Origin of the sequence: Neolewinella xylanilytica, assembly GCF_002934605.1 — a bacterium.
GTDB classification, from domain to species: Bacteria; Bacteroidota; Bacteroidia; order Chitinophagales; family Saprospiraceae; genus Neolewinella; species Neolewinella xylanilytica.
On sequence record NZ_PTJC01000005.1, the window covers coordinates 705,932 to 724,796 of the forward strand.

At 60.2% G+C, this 18,865-nt stretch carries 13 protein-coding genes; 5 read left to right on the forward strand and 8 right to left on the reverse strand.

Features of this window, described 5'->3' with window-relative positions:
* Window positions 1-24 precede the first annotated feature (24 nt).
* A complete protein-coding gene (locus tag CLV84_RS02830) occupies window positions 25-3,462 on the forward strand; it encodes a M36 family metallopeptidase (RefSeq protein ID WP_104418220.1) in 3,438 nt (1,145 codons plus the stop codon).
* A 3-nt stretch (window positions 3,463-3,465) separates the two neighbouring features.
* On the opposite strand, the gene tamL is transcribed toward CLV84_RS02830, so the two are convergent.
* Window positions 3,466-5,967 carry a translocation and assembly module lipoprotein TamL gene (gene tamL, locus CLV84_RS02835; RefSeq protein WP_104418221.1) on the reverse strand — a complete coding sequence of 834 codons (2,502 nt, stop codon included), beginning with the start codon at window positions 5,965-5,967 and terminating at the stop codon, window positions 3,466-3,468.
* On the opposite strand from tamL, the gene CLV84_RS02840 reads away from it, so the two are divergent.
* Complete coding sequence (locus CLV84_RS02840; protein WP_104418222.1) at window positions 5,936-6,712, forward strand: TrmH family RNA methyltransferase; 777 nt, start codon at window positions 5,936-5,938, stop codon at window positions 6,710-6,712. The genes tamL and CLV84_RS02840 overlap by 32 nt on opposite strands.
* On the opposite strand, the gene CLV84_RS02845 is transcribed toward CLV84_RS02840, so the two are convergent.
* From CLV84_RS02845 to CLV84_RS02865, 5 genes are all read right to left on the reverse strand, one after another.
* On the reverse strand, window positions 6,688-7,206 hold the full coding sequence (locus CLV84_RS02845) for a DUF2306 domain-containing protein (protein ID WP_104418223.1): 519 nt from the start codon (window positions 7,204-7,206) through the stop codon (window positions 6,688-6,690). The two genes, CLV84_RS02840 and CLV84_RS02845, sit on opposite strands and share 25 nt — an antisense overlap.
* A gap of 213 nt (window positions 7,207-7,419) precedes the next feature.
* Window positions 7,420-7,626, reverse strand: a complete 207-nt coding sequence (locus CLV84_RS21420; RefSeq protein WP_146088682.1) for a hypothetical protein — start codon at window positions 7,624-7,626, stop codon at window positions 7,420-7,422.
* Between the two features lie 151 nt (window positions 7,627-7,777).
* A complete protein-coding gene (locus CLV84_RS02855; RefSeq protein ID WP_104418225.1) occupies window positions 7,778-9,202 on the reverse strand; it encodes a sugar transferase in 1,425 nt (474 codons plus the stop codon).
* Window positions 9,202-10,053: a hypothetical protein gene (locus CLV84_RS02860; protein ID WP_104418226.1), complete on the reverse strand. Its 852-nt coding sequence runs from the start codon at window positions 10,051-10,053 to the stop codon at window positions 9,202-9,204. The genes CLV84_RS02855 and CLV84_RS02860 overlap by 1 nt, the downstream gene beginning before the upstream one ends.
* A gap of 2 nt (window positions 10,054-10,055) precedes the next feature.
* On the reverse strand, window positions 10,056-11,057 hold the full coding sequence (locus tag CLV84_RS02865) for a Gfo/Idh/MocA family protein (protein WP_104418227.1): 1,002 nt from the start codon (window positions 11,055-11,057) through the stop codon (window positions 10,056-10,058).
* A 443-nt stretch (window positions 11,058-11,500) separates the two neighbouring features.
* Between CLV84_RS02865 and CLV84_RS02870 the strand changes: the two genes are divergently transcribed.
* Complete coding sequence (locus CLV84_RS02870; protein ID WP_104418228.1) at window positions 11,501-12,610, forward strand: lytic transglycosylase domain-containing protein; 1,110 nt, start codon at window positions 11,501-11,503, stop codon at window positions 12,608-12,610.
* A 15-nt stretch (window positions 12,611-12,625) separates the two neighbouring features.
* Here CLV84_RS02870 and smpB read toward each other — a convergent pair whose 3' ends face one another.
* Window positions 12,626-13,090 (reverse strand): SsrA-binding protein SmpB, encoded by a 465-nt coding sequence (smpB, locus tag CLV84_RS02875; RefSeq protein WP_104418229.1) that lies wholly within the window; start codon window positions 13,088-13,090, stop codon window positions 12,626-12,628.
* Window positions 13,091-13,527: 437 nt separating this feature from the next.
* Complete coding sequence (locus CLV84_RS02880; protein ID WP_104418230.1) at window positions 13,528-15,720, reverse strand: S9 family peptidase; 2,193 nt, start codon at window positions 15,718-15,720, stop codon at window positions 13,528-13,530.
* A 484-nt stretch (window positions 15,721-16,204) separates the two neighbouring features.
* Between CLV84_RS02880 and CLV84_RS02885 the strand changes: the two genes are divergently transcribed.
* A complete protein-coding gene (locus tag CLV84_RS02885) occupies window positions 16,205-18,100 on the forward strand; it encodes a CocE/NonD family hydrolase (protein WP_104418231.1) in 1,896 nt (631 codons plus the stop codon).
* 10 nt (window positions 18,101-18,110) lie between these two features.
* Window positions 18,111-18,854 carry an HpcH/HpaI aldolase family protein gene (locus tag CLV84_RS02890; protein WP_104418232.1) on the forward strand — a complete coding sequence of 248 codons (744 nt, stop codon included), beginning with the start codon at window positions 18,111-18,113 and terminating at the stop codon, window positions 18,852-18,854.
* Window positions 18,855-18,865: the final 11 nt, after the last annotated feature.

The window sequence follows — 18,865 nt, forward strand, 5'->3', positions numbered from 1 at the left end:
CCGCCGCATGGTTAATTTGCTCGCATGAGGTGGTTACTCCCGTTGGTATTGTTTTGCTTCGCGGCGTCCGCCGTCCGGGGCCAGGAAGGGCAACTACCGGCGGTGGAGTTTCTGCGCGCCCGGACCGCCCAGCTGGGGGTGAGCGCCACCGACCTCACCGAGCTGACCGTGGTGGATCGGTATCCTTCGCCCAGCGGCGTGGAGCATGTATACCTGGGCCAGTCCGTCTACGGTCTCCCCGTCTACAACGCCGGCGCCGCCGTTCACTTTCGGGGCGATGAGGTGGTACACCATGTTTCCTGGCTGCAGCCCCGGCTGCGGGAGCGGGCCGTAGCGACCGTGCCTAGACTGACCCTGCGGGAAGCGTACCAGGCGGGGTACCCGCCTCCGGAAGCGGTGCTGGAGGAAGGCGAACTGGTCTACTTTCCCCTTCCCGACAGCAATGCGGTCCGCCTCTGCTGGCAGCTCACGATCGACGACCGCCCGGCCGGCATCCATTACCTCCGCATGGTGGACGCGGTCACGGGGGAGGAGCAGTACCGCAAGGGCCTTTCCATCAACTGCCGGTTTCCGGAAGCAGGGCGCCGGAGCGCGGGTGCAACGCCTCCCTCCCAACAGCAAGGCAAACGGGTAACGCCCCCCCAGGACGGTGCGATGTACCACGTTTTCCCCTTTGGCCTGGAGTCTCCGCTGCACGGCGAGCGCCAACTGCTTTTCGAGCCCGCCGATCCGGTTGCCTCTCCCTATGGCTGGCACGACACGGACGGCCGGCCCGGAGCGGAGTACACGGTCACCCGCGGCAACAACGCCTACGCCTACCGCGACGCGGATGCACGGCCCAATGAACCCGACTCGGGCTACGTGGCCGACGGGGGAGCTGCCCTGGACTTCGATTTTCCCTTCCACCCCGACGACGGGCCGGAGTCGCTACTTTCTGCCTCCCTCACCCAGCTGTTCTACAACGCCAATGTGCTCCACGACTGGGCTTACGCCCACGGCTTCGACGAGAAGGCGGGTAATTTTCAGCACCATAATTATGGTAATGGCGGCCAGGCGGGGGATCCCGTGCTGGCCGAAGCCCAGGACGGATCCGGAAGCAACAATGCCACCTTTTATACCCCCCGGGATGGCAAGCCGGGTCGGATGCAGCTCTTTCTGTGGCGGGGCCGGACGGAGCTGCTCGAAGTGCGGTATCCGGCTTCCGTAGCCGGAAGGTTCCCCAGCGGCGGCGCGGAGTTCGGGATGCCCCTGACCAAAGAACCCGTAGCCGGCGAATTGGCGATCGGGCTCGACGGGAGTGATCAGCCGGAGCTGGGCTGCGGCTCCTTCGTCAACGCCGCTCACCTGCGGGGCAAGATCGTACTCATCGATCGGGGCGTATGCTCCTTCCAACTGAAGGCCTATAACGCCGAGCGGGCTGGCGCACTGGCGGTTATCGTGAGCAACCCCGCTAACGACCTCTTTACAATGTCCGCCACGGAAGACGGGGAAGATTATCCGGTGACCATTCCCGTCATCCTGGTCCGGCAAATCGATGCCGAGCCACTCCGCGAAGCTCTCCTGCGGGCCGAAACGGTGCGCCTGGCCCTGGCGGATTACAGCCGGACGCCCATTGACGGCTCCTTCGACAACGGCATCGTGGCCCATGAGTACGGCCACGGCATCAGCAACCGGATCGTCGGCGGACCGAGCAATACCACCTGCCTGCTCAACGACGAGCAGATGGGGGAGGGGTGGTCCGATTTTTTCCTGTTGGCCGCAACGCCGCGATCCGCTCACCCGGCACCTACGGGCAGGGAGAAGCGCTCCGTCGGAGTCTACTCCACCGCCGGGCCTACCGATTCGCGGGGATTTCGCAGCCAGTTCTACTCCACCGACCCGGCCGTGAACGATCTCACCTACGACCGCGTGATCACGGCCTCCGTACCCCACGGAGTGGGTGAGATCTGGGCGGCCACCCTGTGGGACATGTATTGGGCACTGGTCGATACGTACGGCTTCGACGAGGATTTGACACACGGCGACGGCGGCAACAACCGCGCGGTCCGGCTGGTCATCGAGGCCATGAAGTACACTCGCTGCGGCCCCGGGCTGGTCGATGGCCGTGACGGGCTCCTAGCCGCCGATTCGATCGAGCACGGCGGGGCCGATGCCTGCTTGCTCTGGGAAGTGTTTCGGCGCCGGGGACTGGGCTTCTCCGCCGAGCAGGGGGAAAGTACGGCCAGCAACGATAACCGCGAGGCCTTCGACCCGAATCCCGCCTGCCTGCCCACCCTTAAAATCAGTAAAAATGCCCAGCGAAACTTCGTGCGCCCGGGGGATCCGATAGTATATACCCTTACCGTCCGCAACGACAAGCCGGAAGCCGTGACCGGGCTGACCATTACCGACGAATTGCCCGCCGGCATAACCATCGATACGCACCGCATTGCCGGTGCCGAGGATGTCCGGGTGTCGGGTAGCCAACTGGCCTATGTTCTGCCCCGCCTCGGACCCGGGGAACGGCACGTGATGCACTATACCGCGGAAACGGATGCCACCCGTTCCCCTACCCGAATTTTCGGGGACGGTGTGGAGGGCGGACCGGGAAACTGGACTACCGTATCCCGCGGAGGAAATAATGGATGGCAACGCATCGGTTCGGACGCCTTTTCCGGCGATACCGTCTGGCACGTAGCCAATGTAGGCTCCCAACAGGAGCACATTCTCCAGACGGCGCGGCCGATCCCAATATCCGGACCGGGCCCCGTGCTGCGCTTCTTCACCCGCTACGATACCGAGCCGGCCTACGACGGGGGCGTCGTGGAGGTATCGACCAATGGTGGGACGGATTGGCGGACACTGAAGGACAAATTCATTCGCCATGGCTACCGGGGCAAGCTTTCCGATCGGGGCGCAGCCGTACTACGGGGTAAGCCGAGCTTCTGGGGGGATAGCGACGGGTACCGGGAGGTGATCCTGGACCTGGGCGATTACCGGGGGCAGTCGGTCCTGTTCCGCTGGCGATTCGCTTCGGACGCCCAAACCGGCGCGGGAGGTTGGTGGGTCGATCAGGTGGAGGTACTGCCGGAAGTGGTTACTTACGACGGACTGGCGCGGGTAGCCACGGCGGAAGGCGACCGCGACAGCAGCCGGGTAAACGCTCCCGGCGTAGTAGTCAATTTTTTGAACGACGAAATGGTGGGCGTCGCTTCGATCTTCCCCGCTAATGCCTCGATGGACGTATTCCCGAATCCGGCGGCCACCCGTTTACACCTTCGCTTCACAGCGCTAGGGGTGGGTGCCGGTCGCCTGGAGTTGATCGACGCGAACGGCCGCAGGGTGCTGCAGCAGCATCTTGCGCTGACCGGCAAGCAGCAGGAATACCCGATATCGCTAGCTGGATTGCCAGCTGGAATCTATACGCTGATGCTTACCGAGGCAACGGCTAGGACCGCGGTGCGGGTTTCGGTGTTACGGTAAGAATCAAAAGGGATACCCCAGACCGATCTGGGGGCGGATCTCGCCGAAGCTGAACCTGCCGAAATCCCGCCAGTAGGTACGTTCCGGATAGATTTCGGAGGAAAGCCGGTCGATGGGTTCGCCCTGTCCGGTTTGGGGATAATTAAAGCGGAGGGGAACGGCCAGATCGAGGCGGAATACGAAGTAGCTGAGGTCGATGCGCAGGCCGAAACCCCCTGCCACGGCCAGCTGGCGGTAAAAGGGTTCCTGGTAATAGGAGGTGCCGCTTTCCTGCTCCTGCAGGCGGCCTTCGAGGAGGAACTGGGAACCGGGGCGGTCGGTGTCTTGCCCGAAGGTCCAGACGTTCCCGATATCGGTGAATACCGCCCCCCGGAAAAAAGAGAAGAGGTTGAAGCGATATTCGAAGTTGAGTTCGAGTTGCAGGTCACCGGTCTGGTAGAGCACGTTATTGTTCAGTAGGCCGTCGTCGGTGATGCTGAGCGGATCGACGTACGAGCCGGGCCCCAGGCCCCGGGGGAGCCAGGCCCGCATAGAATTGGATCCGCCGGCGAAGAACTGCTTCACGTAGGGCACTTCCTGGCTATTGATCAGCGGGCGGGCCACGCCGATCAGCAGGCGGGTGGCAAAGCTACGGAGGGGGCTGAATTGTTTGTAATAGCGGACGTCGGCCACGCCGAGGGCATACTGCGCGAATTGATCGTTGGGGTCCAGCTCGTCTACGAATTGCCGCGCGATCAATACCTCCCCGCCCGTCAGCTCGAACTGTCCGTTGAGGGTAATGGACCGGCCCTGACGGTCGGGGCGGCCGATGCGGGTGTATTCGATGCTGCGGAAGAGCAGGCTGAGAAAGTACTGGTCGCTGATGCTGCGGCGGAGGCGTTGATTGTTGACCAGGATGGAATCGAACTGCGGCTCGATGGTGAAATTCAGAATGTCCAGCGCGGTGTGATTGATCCGGTAGGAGGTCGTGGTCGATTGCCGGAAGTCGTAGCCAAGGCGCGCGTTGGCGATCGTATAGGTGTAGAAGGTGCGCAGTAACAGGTATTCGTACGCCAGACTGTAGCGGGTACTGGCCCGTTCCTGCAGATTTCGGTAGAAGTTATCCGAGATGAGCCCGAGCCGTTCCGCAAAGCCGTAAAATCCGAAATCTTTGAAGCGCGGTAGATTCAACGATGCCTCGGCGGCCAGATCGACGGTATTGAAAAACTGGGCGGTACTGTCGGGTACCGGATTGACTTCCACCCCCGCCCGGAGGCCGAGGGTGAGCAATTCGGCCCCGCCGAAGACGTTCCGGTTGCGGAAGGTGGGACTGACGCTAACGCCGATGAGGTTATTGCTCAGGGCCGAGTTGGCCAGCAGTTGGCTGCGGTTGGTATAGTTCAGGTCGAAATCGACGCCGAAGGACATCCGCTTATCGGGGCTGAGCTGGATCCGGTAATCGAGCACGTTCGGATCGGCGGGGTTCGGGATCTGGTTGATGCGGACGAAACGGTAGATACCCAGGCCGCCCAGCGCGCGGGTGGTTTTCTCGTAGGCCTCGCGGCTGTAGAGGCTGTCGGTTTCGAGGAAAATATTTTCGGCGAGGATGTCCGGGCGCATCTGGAAATCCGGGGTTGACGACAGGAACCGCATGCCGCTGACTACAGTATCGCCGGGGTAGGCTTCTCCACTCACCTCCCGGGCCGGGCTGTAATCCGTAAGCACCGTGATCTGACCGATCCGGTATTTCTGGTAGGCATTTTCTTGCTCGGGGGGGAGGATGGTCAAGTAAATGTCCGCGCTACCGTTCCCCTCCGTGGTGTCGATTTCCAGTTTGTCGAAGTAGTTGTCGGAAAAGTATGCGTAGCCTTCGTCGCGGAGGTATCGTCCGATTCGGACTTTCTCCTCGTCGAAAGCGGTCAGGTTCAGGGGCTGGCCCGTCTGTAGGGCGCTTTCCTGCTTTAGCACTTGCAGCATACTGTCGACCGCCGGCTCGGGGCTGCTGTAGACCACTGTGTCGATCGTGAAGCGGGTGCCGGGATCGACGTGGTAGATGAGGTTGACCTTTTTCCGCTTGCGCCGGTCGGCTTCGTGATAAGCCGTAGCGTCGAAGTAGCCCCGGTAGCGCAAGAAGTCTTCCATCAGGGAGGCCGACCGCCGGCTCAGGCTATCGTTGTAGTAAACGGGGGGCTGGCCGATGGTCTGGCGGAGGAAGCGGTCGATCCGGCCGCTGTCCTGGGGACTATTGTTGGCGAGGTAGAAAAACTCGCGGGGAAAGAAAAAGAGGAAGTTTCCGTTGGGCTGCTGTTTGGCTAACAGGCCGAGCTCGTAGACGACTTCCCCCCGTTTGGCGACCTTTGCTCCCTTACGGAGCTCCACGCGCTGGTCGGTGAGGAGTTCCTCATTCTCCGGTATGTATTTCGTAACATTGCAGGACGTCAGGAGGACCGCGGCCACCAGCGCCGGACCGACGTAGCGCAGACCCCCCGCCAGTATGCCCCTTAGCTCCGGTACGATAAAATTCATAAGCAGCCTACGTCAGAAAAAAGTCAGGCAAAAGTACCACAAATTCACCGTCGAGGGCAGCCGCACGGTGGGCGAACTGCTGCGCCAGGATCGCTACGCAGTAGATGGGATTTACGCCGTGGAACAGTGGGTGGCGGAAGTAGCCCCTGAAATGGACGTCCCTTTAACGGTGGTGACCCCGAAGGAGTTGGACCGGATAAGTCAGCTAACTACCCCTAACCAGGTTTTAGCGGTAGTATCTATTCCGAAGGAGGAGGCCACTCCGCCATCCGCCCCCGACGGCTGGTGCCTCTACCTCGACGGTATTCAATCACCGAGTAACTTGGGTGCCTTGTTACGGATCGCCGACTGGTTCGGCTTTCCCAGCGTTTACGGCGGCCCGGGGACGGCCGACCTGTACAATTCGAAGAGTATCCAGGCCAGCATGGGCTCTTTTCTACGGATCGATTACCGTACGGCGACCCTCGCCGAGCTGGTTGCTTTGTTGCCCGGGGTGCCGGTCTTCGGAGCGGACCTCGATGGAGAAACTATTTACCGGGTGGAAGCCCCCCCCGCGGGAATTCTGGTTATCGGGGGGGAAGGCCCCGGTATCCGGGACGAATCTGCCAACCTGATACAGCGGAGGCTCACGATCCCCCGCGCCCCGGGTCGGGAAACCGAAAGTCTAAACGCCGCGGTAGCCGCCGGTATACTGATGGGCTGGTTGGGAGCCGGGCCGGGTCAGCTAGCTACGGGCCGCCGGTAGCGTGCCGACCACTCATGCTTTTTCCGGTTCCAGAAAAGCTGGGCGGAAACGGCGAATACGGCCGCGGCAACGCCGATACCGATCAGCAGCGGCAAGCTCCGGTCCCGCTCCACGCTCATCAATTCCGGCAGGTGGGCTGCTAACTCTCCGAATAGGGCCAGGTAGAGCCCGACTACCGACCAGTACATGAAGCTGAAGTGGTAGAGGAGGTAGTTCGCTGCGGGACGCCGCAACAAGACCGGAACCATACCGCCGATCAGGGTGAGCGTACTCACTACCGCCAGCCAGTGAAATGGGCCGAAGGTGCCGAAGAGCGCGTAAATCAGGAAAGCCGTGATCAACATCACGATCATCGTTACGGCGTAAACGTATCCAATGCGCCGGTGGGTACTGGAGCCTTTGGGCAGATACAGGACGAAGGCCCCCGTAACGAGGGCAAGCAGGGCGGACAGAAAGTGGATCAGGCCTACGGTATCGTGGATAATTGCGTGCATCGGTTTGCCGGATTCAGACGACCTAAGTACTCCCGGCCCGGCGGTTTGCCAGATTTAATCGATGGGTTAGACGATCCCACCGCTTAACGGCGGCTGGAACCTTACGCAGAACGCCCGAAGCGTAGTGCGCCGGGCGTTCGCGGGGATGGCAAGCAAACGGTGCGCTATTCAGTTTTTCATACGCGCCGACGCCAATCGCTCATCAGCGAACGACTACGGTTTCTTCGCCTGCTCCAGGATGGCGGCCCTGCCGAGGCACTCGTGGCTTACGCCTTCGTACACCCGAGAGTTGACGTCGACTCCGGCTTCCAGCGGATCGGTTGGAGCGTTGATCTTCGTAGCCGGAAGTCCGCTGAGATCGCCCGAGGTTAAGGCTGATGAGCGGAGCGTCGGTATCCCGGCATTCGGGACAGTAGTCATGGGCGGCTGAGCAGAACGGCGTTCGCTGCTTATCCAAATAGTTGCCGTTCATCCATAAGGGTCCGGTTTAGTGGGTTTTCCCTCTACGGGTTGGCGCACAAAGGGAATATTTGTCCGGTACCGGAGACTTGTCTGCTAACGCACCGTGCGCTTATTTTCCCTTTCCCTGAATCAGCACCACCAAGGTGTAAAAGAGGATTTTGAAATCCAGGGCCAGGGAGCGGTTCTCAATGTAGAGGATGTCGAACTTCAGGCGCTGGATCATTTCCTCTACCGTGCTCGCGTAGCCGTATTTGACCTGCCCCCAACTGGTGATTCCCGGCCGAACCCGTAGCAGATGGCGGTAGTGCGGGGCTTGTTGGCTGATCAGGGTGATGTAGAACTGGCGTTCGGGGCGCGGGCCTACGAGCGACATATCTCCTACCAACACATTCCAGAATTGAGGCAACTCGTCCAGCCGCCACTTGCGCATGGTAGCGCCCCATGGCGTACAGCGCACGTCTTCGTCCCGGCTAAGCTGCGGACCGTTGTGCTCTGCATCGGTGTACATCGACCGGAACTTGATGATGCGAAAGGGTTGCCCGTTGAGCCCGATGCGTTCCTGGGTGTAAAGGATAGGGCCTACAGAGGACAAGCGGACACGGAGCGCCACGTAGGCGTACAGCGGGGAAAGTAAGATCAGCATGATCAGCGAACAGCCTATGTCCAGTGCCCGCTTAGCGGTCCGCTGCCAGCGGGGCATCAGGTTTTGCCGAATCTCGATGAGTACCGCGCCAAACACGTGATTCATCTTGACGGTACCCAGCATGATGTCGTACATGTCCGGAATGATCTTGACGAGTACATTCCGTTCGTAGGTGCTGAGGACGCCGAGTAGCTCCCGCAGGCGGCTGTGCTGGCTCGTATCGATCGCGATAATCACTTCCTCGATGTTTCTATCCTGGATCAACTGGTCTAAGTCGCCCAACCCGCCTAGCCGGGGCATGCTTCGTTGCAGGGGGGGCGGCTGTTTACGCTGGCCATCCACGAATCCGACGAAGCGATACCCCAAACCCTTGGGCCGGGAAACGATGTCTTCGTACAGGGCGACGGCCCGCTCTCCACCACCGACGATGAGGGTATTGAAGGATACCGCACCGGCCTTTAACCGGCGACTGGCCCCCGTGAGTAAAAACATACGGGCAAAGGCGGTAAGGAAAAAATGGCAGCCGAAGTAAAGTAGCGGGGGCTGGTAGGAGGCCGCCGCATCACCGGTCCGATCGACGAACCAGATGAAGATGACCGCGACCGTACCCGCAATGGATAAACCCAGGGTTTGGGCCAGCGTAGCCAGTCGACTGAGTCGGTAGATGTCGCGGTACTGGTCGAACAGGATATATACGGCCAGCCAACCGCCGGCAACGACGATGCCGAGCGGGTCCAGGGCGCGTTCAGGGGTCTCGTTGAGCCAGTGGAACAATGCCCAGGCCAACCAAGCCATGAGGAGATCCGCGACAATGTAGACGTAGCGGTCGCGCCGCCGCCGCGCGGCGGTGTCCGGCTGTAAGGTTTGCGTATGGACGATCGGCGGCGTCATCACGGGGTGAAGTAGAGTAACTTTAGGTTGTCAAGATATACCGTTCCGGCACCAAGCTCGTTCGGGAGCAGACTGGAGAGGGCGATCCGAAGCTCGGGCAGGTCGGCCGACCCAACGACCGGGCTGAGGTTAAAGTATATCTTGGTCCAGTTGTCGCGGGGTAGAAACCCCGGGTCGAAAACCCGTACGATCGACAAATCCCTTTGCCCGATAACTCCGAAAATGGTGGGTGCGTCGGCGAGAAAGTCCACCTCCAACCACACCGTGATGGGAACGAGGTTAAGATCCCGGAAGGTCAGGCCGGTAGCCACTTCGGAAAGACGATTCGCATCCGAAAGGACAATGGCTCCTGCCGCTCCGCCGCTGCGAACCTCGTCCGACTGCACCGCGATGACCCCGCCCGGAGTAAGCGGATCGGTGAATACGCGTTCGAACCCGGGCTCGAAGCCTTCGACGAAGCCGAACGTCGTCCGGTCTCGGTACCGAATCACCGGGCGGCCCAAGTCAATCGTTTCGCCACCTATGAGGGTAAGGGTTTGCTCTACGGGGGTGTAAAACGGATAGCTATCCGGCGTGATACTGCGGCCATCCTGGTGTACGCCCGCTTCCAACCGGATCACCACCTCGCCCGTCCGAAAAACGGGAACGCGGCCGGGTAGCGGGAAAACCCCGATAAAGGCTTCGTCCGCGAAGGCCCAAACCTCGGTGATGGCCGAGGTAGCAGCTCCTTCGCCAGCCGTCGTTTCCAACTCGAAACCTTCGATGAACAGGTACGAAGGCTCCCGTTCCAGGTCGGGTGGGCAGGAGGTCAGGAAAAGGAGCAGGAGCAGGGGGAACCAGGTACGGCGCATCGTCAGAAGGAGTCGGTCATGCGGGCCTGTGAGGCGGCCACGGCATCGGTAATCCGCTGGGCCAGCTCCAGGGCCCGGTAGCCGTCTTCGATACTGACGGCTACCGGCTCGCCTTGCTCGATGCTGCGGGCCAGGCTTTCGAGCTCCATCTGGATGGCATTGACCGGACCGCTCTTCGGCTGGTCGACGTGGATAATGCGCGGGCCACGCGGGGTGTCGAGGGGGAACTGCTGTCCCCGGTCCGGGATATTCGTACCATCCGAATCGAACAGGCGTACGACTTGGCTTTCCTTTTCGAGCAGATCGAGGCTGAGGTAGGCGTCGCGCTGAAAGAGCCGCACCTTGCGCATATTCTTGAGGCTTACCCGGGACGCGGTCAGGTTGGCGACCGCGCCGTTGGTGAACTCGATCCGCGCGTTGACGATATCCGGAGTCGTACTCAGTACGGCTACGCCGCTGGCCCGGACATCGGCCACCTCCGCTCCGGCGAGCTTCAGTACGATGTCGAGATCGTGGATCATGAGGTCGAGTACGACACTTACGTCCGTACCGCGCGGATTAAACATCGCCAGCCGGTGAGCTTCGATGAAGTAGGGTTTGACGGGTACGTCTCCGAGGGCCAGCAGGGCGGGGTTAAAACGTTCGACGTGGCCCACCTGTACCAGTTTGCCGGCTGACCGGCTCAGGGCGATGAGTTCCCGCGCCTCCTCCAGCGTTTCGGTGAGGGGCTTCTCAACGAAAACGTGGCAGCCGGCTTCGAGCGCTCTTTTAACTACGGAATAGTGGGAGGAAGTCGGGGTGACCACGTCCACCACTTTTACGGCCTCGATCAGCGCATCCACGGAGGGGAAGGCGTTAACCCCGAACGTCTCTGCTACCTCCTCCGCCAGCTTCCGGTCGGTATCGTAGATGCCGACCAGGTCGTAATCGGCGCTGGCCAGTTGAAGGCACTTCAGGTGAATCTTGCCGAGATGGCCAACGCCGATAAGACCGATGGAAAGCATGGGAATAGATTGAGCCACAAAGCTACGGTCCCCGTTCTAAAGCCGAAATCAACGTACCTAAGTGTTAAAATCACCGGTTAAGGAAATTTTAACACTTAAAATCTGCAAAAAATTCTTGGATTAAACAGAATGCCGACAGGCAATATTATTCGGTGTCCGCCGGGAGGTTGGCGGTTTGTAAGGTGAGCATCTGTGCGGGCCGACGATCCGTCGGAAGGGGTAAGGATGCGCCGAATCCAGAACCGAACACCTTAGTTTGTCCGTACGTTAAAAAAGAAAGCGGTGCAGTCCGGCCCTTGATTACCAAGGAGGAATGCACCTAGCTTTGCATTCACTAGGATTTGGGTATTGGCTCACCTAGATGGATTTAGGGACAGAATTGGTACCCGTTCACGCGTTGCCGGTTGCACCCGCTGGCGCTATTTTTTAACGAAACAGACACTATGAGCAAGCTCCGCACGGTGCTTCACCAGTTGCTACTATTGCTACTGGTAACGGTCACCTACACAGCACAAGCTTCTCCTACCTCACCCTCAAATTCTAAAATAGAGCGCACCCGCGCCAAGATCGTGAATCGCGTACAGCGGCTCGATCTACCTCTGAAGGTCGCTACGACCGACGATTTTACCGACCGTAAAATCAACGAATACCTGGAGTTGGGGCACCGGAGTACCGAACGAATGCTCGGCCGTGCCAACCAGTATTTCCCCGTATTCGAGTATTATCTGCGTAAGCACCAGATGCCCGTTTCGCTTAAGTACCTAGCCGTATCCGAGTCGATGCTCGTGCCCGGTGCCGTTTCTCCCGCTCTCGCCGCCGGCCTCTGGCAGTTGATGCCCGCTACCGCTCGGGAAATGGGCTTGCGGGTCGACAGCATCGTCGACGAGCGGCTGGACCTGTACCGCAGCACCGAAGCTGCCGTACTGATGCTCAAGCGCCTCCACGAAGAGTTCGGTGACTGGCACCTTGCCCTCGCTGCCTACAACTGTGGAAACGGCCGCGTGCGGAAGGGAATCCGGCTAGCCGGCAGCAAACAGTACGTAAAGGTGAAGGGGTTTTTGCCCCAGGAAACCCAACGTTACGTAGCCGCCTACGTAGCCGCAGCCTACGCCGTTAACTATTATGGTGACCACGGCCTAATCCCGCACGAATTGGAAGGCACCGATTACGTCATGATCCACCGTTACATGAACCTGGCAAAGATTGCCAGGGAATGCGATGTCCGCATCCCTACGCTTCGGCGGCTGAACCCGAACTTTGTCCGGGGTTACGTGCCCTCCACGGTAGAAGGATACCGCCTACGGGTGCCCTCCCACAAGAAGCAAGCGGTCCAGCTCTTCCTGTGGGGTCGTCCGAACCTGGTCGAGCTTCCACGAAATGCCGATCTGCCCGCCGCCCACGCTACCGCGGCCATGATGGGATACGATGCGCAAATGATCCTGTTGGGCGTTTCTTCCGAACGCCTGGTGTACGATCAGCCGGACTGGACCTTCCAGTCGCTCCGTGACGGCTTACTGATGAGCCTCTACGATAGCTACCAGGCGCTGGTATAAGCTCACCGGTTATGCTTAGAGGTATTGTTTCTTGATCCGGTCCATGCTTCGCTTACTCTCGCGTTGCCGGATACTGTCGCGCTTGTCGTAGATCTTCTTACCCTGAACTAACGCTACCTCTACCTTGGCGAGCCCCCGCTCGTTGAGGTAAAGGCGGTAGGGGATGATGGTAAGTCCTTTCTCCTTCACCTTCTTTTCCCACTTGGTAATCTCCTGCCGCTTCATCAGCAGCTTGCGAGTACGCCGTTCCTCGTGATTGAACTGGTTCCCCTGCTTGTATTCGCCGATGTAAAGGGATCGAATAAACATCTCACCTCGCTCGATGGAGCAGTAGCCGTCCCGGAGGTTAACGTGGCCTTCCCGGATCGCCTTGATTTCGGTGCCCTGCAGCTTGATGCCGGCCTCTACGGATTCCAGGAATTCGTATTCGAATTTGGCTTTGCGATTGACGAAGGAGGTGGATTTATTCTTTTTGGCCATAGCGGGTTAAGATAAGTAAGGCCAGGCGAATCCTATCGCCTGGCCTTACCAAATATGAATAGGGTATCAAAACGCCCGACCCCGTGCTGGGTTCGGTTTAATTTCGTTCTCCCTTGACCATCCGGGCCCGGTGTCGGGCGTTTGCCGGAGTGATCGAAAAAGAAGCGTCGGGCCGGCTCGTTATTGTCGACGCGCAGTTGATCGGCCGTAGGATTGGGCCATGCCATCCGCCTCGTAGAAAGTCGAGAAGCGATCCGGGAGCAGGCCTTTCAATATTTCGGACACCTTTCATCAACGTTTTTACGCGTTGAACCGAGGCGATTGCCTATCCGGCATAAAAAGAGAGGCTACGCCGGGTCATGACGATAGCCTCTCTGTATAGGTTTAAACTCTTGTCGTAAGACCTAACGGCCGTTTTAGCTTTAGAGTTCGATGGATTACTTACTCGCGCCCGAAGGTTGGAGACTGTCCATCAGAAAATTCGTCATTTTGGTGTAGAGGTGCAGTCGGGTCGGACCACCGTAAATACCGTGGTTCCGGTTGGGGTAAAAGTACGTATCGAACTGCTTATTATTCATGATCAGGGCGTTCGCCATTTCCGCGGTATGCTGGAAGTGGACGTTGTCGTCGCCCATGCCGTGCACCAGTAGCAGGTCGCCCTTCAACCGGTCGGCGTAGTTGATGGGGCTGTTCTCGTCGTAACCCGCACGGTTCTCCTCGTAGGTGCGCATATAGCGCTCGGTGTAGATGCTGTCGTACCACTTCCAGTTGGTCACCGGAGCAACGGCGATGGCGGCCGCAAAGGTTTCGTTCCCCTGTAGAATAGCGTGCAGCGCCATGAAGCCACCGTAGCTCCAGCCGAAGATGCCGATACGGTCGGCGTCGATGTAGTCCAGGGAGCCGAGGTACTTGGCGGCGCTGATCTGGTCTTCGGTTTCCTGCTTGCCGAGGGTGAGGTAGGTCTGCTTCTTCAGTTCCTCGCCGCGGGCGCCGGTGCCGCGGTTATCGACCACGGCGACCACGAAGCCCTTCTGTACCAGCATCTGGAACCAGACCATATTGGAACCCCGCCAGTTATCGAGCACCTGCTGGCTGCCGGGGCCGCCGTAGACGTGCATCAGCAGCGGGTGCTCCTCGCTGTCGACCATATTGGCCGGCTTGATCATATAGCCGTTCAGTTCGGTTCCCTCCTCGGTGGTGAAAGTGAAGAATTCGGCGGGTTGGAAACCGGACTGTCCGATGCGTTTCGTGAGGGCCTCATTGGTGACGATGGTACGGATCTCCGCGCCGGTCTCGTCCATCACCGTCACCCGGGCGGGGCGGTTGATGTTGGAGTTGGTCAGGACGAAGTAATCGTACTTACCACTAAACTGGGCATCATTATACCCGCGCTCCGACGCAATCGGAGCGGGCAGATCCCTTCCGCGAAGGCTCTTCGAGTACACTTCCCGCTGCATGGGGTCCCGTCCGGCGGCCTGAAAATAGATGCGGCCGTCGTGGACGCCGTAGAACTCGGTGACGTCGTATTCGCCGGAGGTAAGCGGGACGGGCTTGCCCCCTTCCATGTCGTAGTGGTAGAGCTGGTTGAAGCCGCTTTCTTCGCTGGTCCAGATAAAGCCGTCTTCGAGGAAGGTGAGGTTGTCGGTGACGTCCACGTAGTACTTATTCTCCTCGGTCAGCAGGCTGCGTTGCTCGTTGTCGTCGACGTCGAAGAGCAGCAGCTCGAGCTTATTCTGATGGCGATTCATGCGCTGGGCGGTGAGCTCATCGTCGTCCAGCGTCCACTGCACGCGGGGGATGTAGTGCCACTCGCCGCTGTCGTCACCGTTGACGGTTAGCAGGTCGGTGGTTTCGCCGTTCTCGAGTTCGTAGACGTGCAGGCTCACGGTACTGTTTTCCTCGCCCACCTTCGGATACTTGAAGGTGTTGTACTCGGGGTACATATCGTTGTGAAAGTCGGTGTAGGTGAACTCCGGTACGGCACTTTCGTCGAACTTAAGAAAGGCGAGCCGCTCCCCGTCGGGGCTCCAGTAGAGCGCCTTGCTGAAGCCAAATTCCTCTTCGTAGACCCAGTCGGTAGCACCGTTGATAATGGCGTTGACTTCACCGTCTTCGGTCACCTGCGTGAGATCGCCGGCTTCCAGGTTGCGGATGTAGACGTTGTTGTCCACTACGAAGGCGACGTTCTCCCCCGTGGGATCGAGGGTGGCGAGGCGGATTTTGCCTTCGGGATAGACCGGGGTGAAGGATTGATCCTCCGTGTCGTACACGAAAAAGTTGGACTGGGAGCTACGGCGGAAGAGTTGCTCGGTCTCGCTGCTGATCAGGAGCTTGCTCTCGTCGTCACTGAAGGTATAGCTGTCGACGCGGCCGTTGAAGCCGGCGTCGGTGGGTAAGCTGCTTCCTTGGACGAGGGTGTCGGTCGGTTCACCCGTGGTGATGTCGTAGGTGACGACGGCATTATCGGTCAGCTCGGCGTACGAGGTGCCGTCCTGCAGAAAATTAAACCCGCTGACCCCGTCGGGGGAGAAGGCGTAGGTAGACCAGATATCTTCTAGCGTAATGGGGGTTTGCTGCTGGGCGGTAAGGCTGGTGGCGACGAGTAATAGGAAAGGCAGAAGCAGGCGCATGCGGTTTATTTGGTTGGGACTAAGGTAAATGGGAAACGGTGCGGGGGGGTGGGAGGTTTTTGCGTCGGGGCGCGGGAGAAGGGAATTACTCGTCAGACGAACCCCTTGCACTGCGTGCAAGGGGGATTCGGCTGACGAGGGGAGTGCCGCGGGGCCGGTTGGTTTCCCCAGGCGGCGCGTGGGTATACCTCGGGGGGATGGCCTAATAAGAAAGGAGCCGCAGGCACAGCCACCACCCGCTTACCGCGAAGTGAAATGCCCGCAGGGCATTCCTAAATCAGCGGAATAGACAACTGTGCAGGAAACCCACGCAGTGGCAGCGAAGCCAATCGAGGCGTAATCCGTGCCTTAAATCCGTGAAATCGGTGTTTCGCCTAACGAGCCGCAGGCGAGCTGAACCGTAAAGTGCACCACCGGCACAACCCACGAACCGGGAGACCACGAACCAACCGTATCTTCCCCGTCCTAACCGAACAACACAAGCATGCGACACCAGCTGACCTTACTCCTGGTTATTGTCTTTTTCTCCTGCGCCGCGGCGCAAAAATCCGAGGCCTACCAGCGCCTGGCCGCCATCGCGGAAGTCGAGCAGAAGGTCATGGTGCCCATGCGCGACGGCAAGCGCCTCGCCACCGACGTGTACCGCCCGAAGGACGTGGAAAAAGCCCCCATCATCTTCGTCCGCACGCCCTACCAATTCAACGGCTGGGTCGACGGCGAGGAGCAGGAGCGTAACTACGAGCGCGCCTACGAGGCCGTGAGCCGCGGCTACGCCTACGTCGTGCAGAACGAGCGCGGCCGCTACTACAGCGAGGGCGAGTGGGATATCCTGGGTGTACCGCTCACCGACGGCTACGACGCCATCGAGTGGATGAGCACCCAGTCCTGGAGCAACGGCAACGTCGGCCTCTACGGCTGCAGCTCCACCGCCGAATGGCAGATGGCCGTGGCCAGTCTGGGTCACCCCGCCCTCAAGGCCATGGTGCCGATGGGCTACGGTGCCGGGGTGGGGCGCATCGGCGACTTCTACGAGCAGGGCAACTGGTACCGCGGCGGCGCCGGGCAGATGCTCTTCACCAGCTGGCTCTACGGCGTCCAGCACGATCCGGCGGCCCCCCGCATTCCCGAAGGACTGCCGCGGGAAGACCTGCTCCGCATCCAGCGCTTCTACGACATGGCGCCGGAGTACCCCGATATTTCCAGCAAGGAGATGCTCTCCACGCTGCCCGTACAGGACATCATCTCCGCCAACAATGGCCCCGAGGGGATCTACGAGGAAATGATCACCCGCAAGCCCAACGACCCGGCCTGGTACGAAGGCGGACTGTACCACGACGATATGCCCTTCGACGTGCCGACCTTCTGGTTTACGAGCTGGTACGACGTGAGCATCAGCCCCAACCTCGCGCTCTTCAACCACGTCCGCGAGAACGCCGAATCCGAGGAGGCCCGCGAAAATCAGTACCTCTGGATCGCGCCGACTCTCCATTGCGCCTACACCCGCGCCGAGGAGAACACCATCGTCGGCGAGCGGAGCGTAGGCGACGCGCGCTACGACTACGACGGCCTCATCTACGGCTTCTTCGACAAGTGGCTGAAGGAGGAGGAACCTTCCACGATGATCGACACCCTGGCCCGGGTCACCTACTACACCATGGGCAGCAACGAGTGGCAGACCACCTCCGCCTGGCCCCCGCCGAGCGCCGAACTGGTTCCCTACTACCTGAGCAGCGGCGGAAACGCCAATACGATGTATGGCGACGGAGCGCTGGAAACCAGCCAACCCGCAACCAATACCCAGCAACCAGATACCCTACTTTACGACCCCATGAATCCCGTGGTCAGCTACGGCGGCAACGTCTGCTGTACCGGCGACGCCATCGACGGCGGCAGCCTGGACCAGCGTCCGATGGAAGCCCGCAACGATATATTGGTGTATACCTCCGAGCCCTTCACCGAGGATACGGAGGTGAGCGGTTTCGTGGAGAGCACCCTGTACGTCAGCAGCGACGCCAAGGATACCGACGTGACCCTCAAGCTGATCGTGGTCGAGGAAGATGGCAGCGCCTATAACCTCGACGAGACCATCCAGCGGCTGCGCTACCGGGAGGGCTACGAGCAAGAAGTGTTCATGGAAGAAGGCGAGGTTTACCAGGTCGACCTGACGCCGCTGAGCACCAGCAACCTCTTCAAGGCCGGGCAGCGCCTCCGCATCGAGGTGAGCAGCTCCAACTTCCCCCGCTTCGACCGGAATATGAACACCGGCGGCAATAATTACGACGAGACGGAGGGCGTGGTGGCCCGCAACGTCATTCACCATTCCGCCGAGTACCCGAGCGTGGTGCGCATCCCGGTGGTCAGCAAGACGACCAGCCGGTAACCCCTTACTTATGCAGCTAAAGGCCCGTCTCCGGCAATCCGAACCCCTCCGCAACGTCTTCATGACCCTGCCCGTACCGGCCCTGGCCGAGCGGATGGGCGTGATGGGCGTGGAGAGTATTACGCTCGACATGCAGCACGGATCCATCGAGGATGCCCACCTGCTTGGGTTGCTGCAGGCCATCCGGGCGGGCGGTGCCCTGCCACTGGCCCGCCTGGCGTGGAACCGGCCGGAGCTGATCATGAAGGCGCTGGATTACGGCGTGGAGGGCATTATCTGCCCGATGGTGGACAGCGCCGAGGAAGCCGCGGCATTCGTGCGGGCGGCCAAGTACCCGCCGGTGGGGAATCGTTCGTTCGGTCCCTTTCGCGCGGATCTCCATCATGGTGGCGACTACTTCGCGGATGCCAACGACGGGACGCTCTGCTTCGTCATGGTGGAAACGGCCGGCGCGGTCGAGCACCTCGACGCCATCGCCGCCACCCCCGGCCTGGACGGGCTCTTCATCGGGCCGTGGGATCTAAGCGTCAGTCTCGGGCTGAAGGAACGCGCGAATTTTTCCGATCCCGATTTATCCGCCGTGCTAGACCGCGTGGTCGCAGTAAGTAAGCAGCACGGGCTGTTCAGCGGCGTCTTCACCATCCGGCCGTCGGATATGCCGGGGCTCGTCGGTCGCGGCTTCGACCTGATCACCTGCGGTACGGAAGACGTGATCTTTCAGCGGGGACTGGGGGATTGGATGGGGGCGTGGTAGGGTTCCTAAAC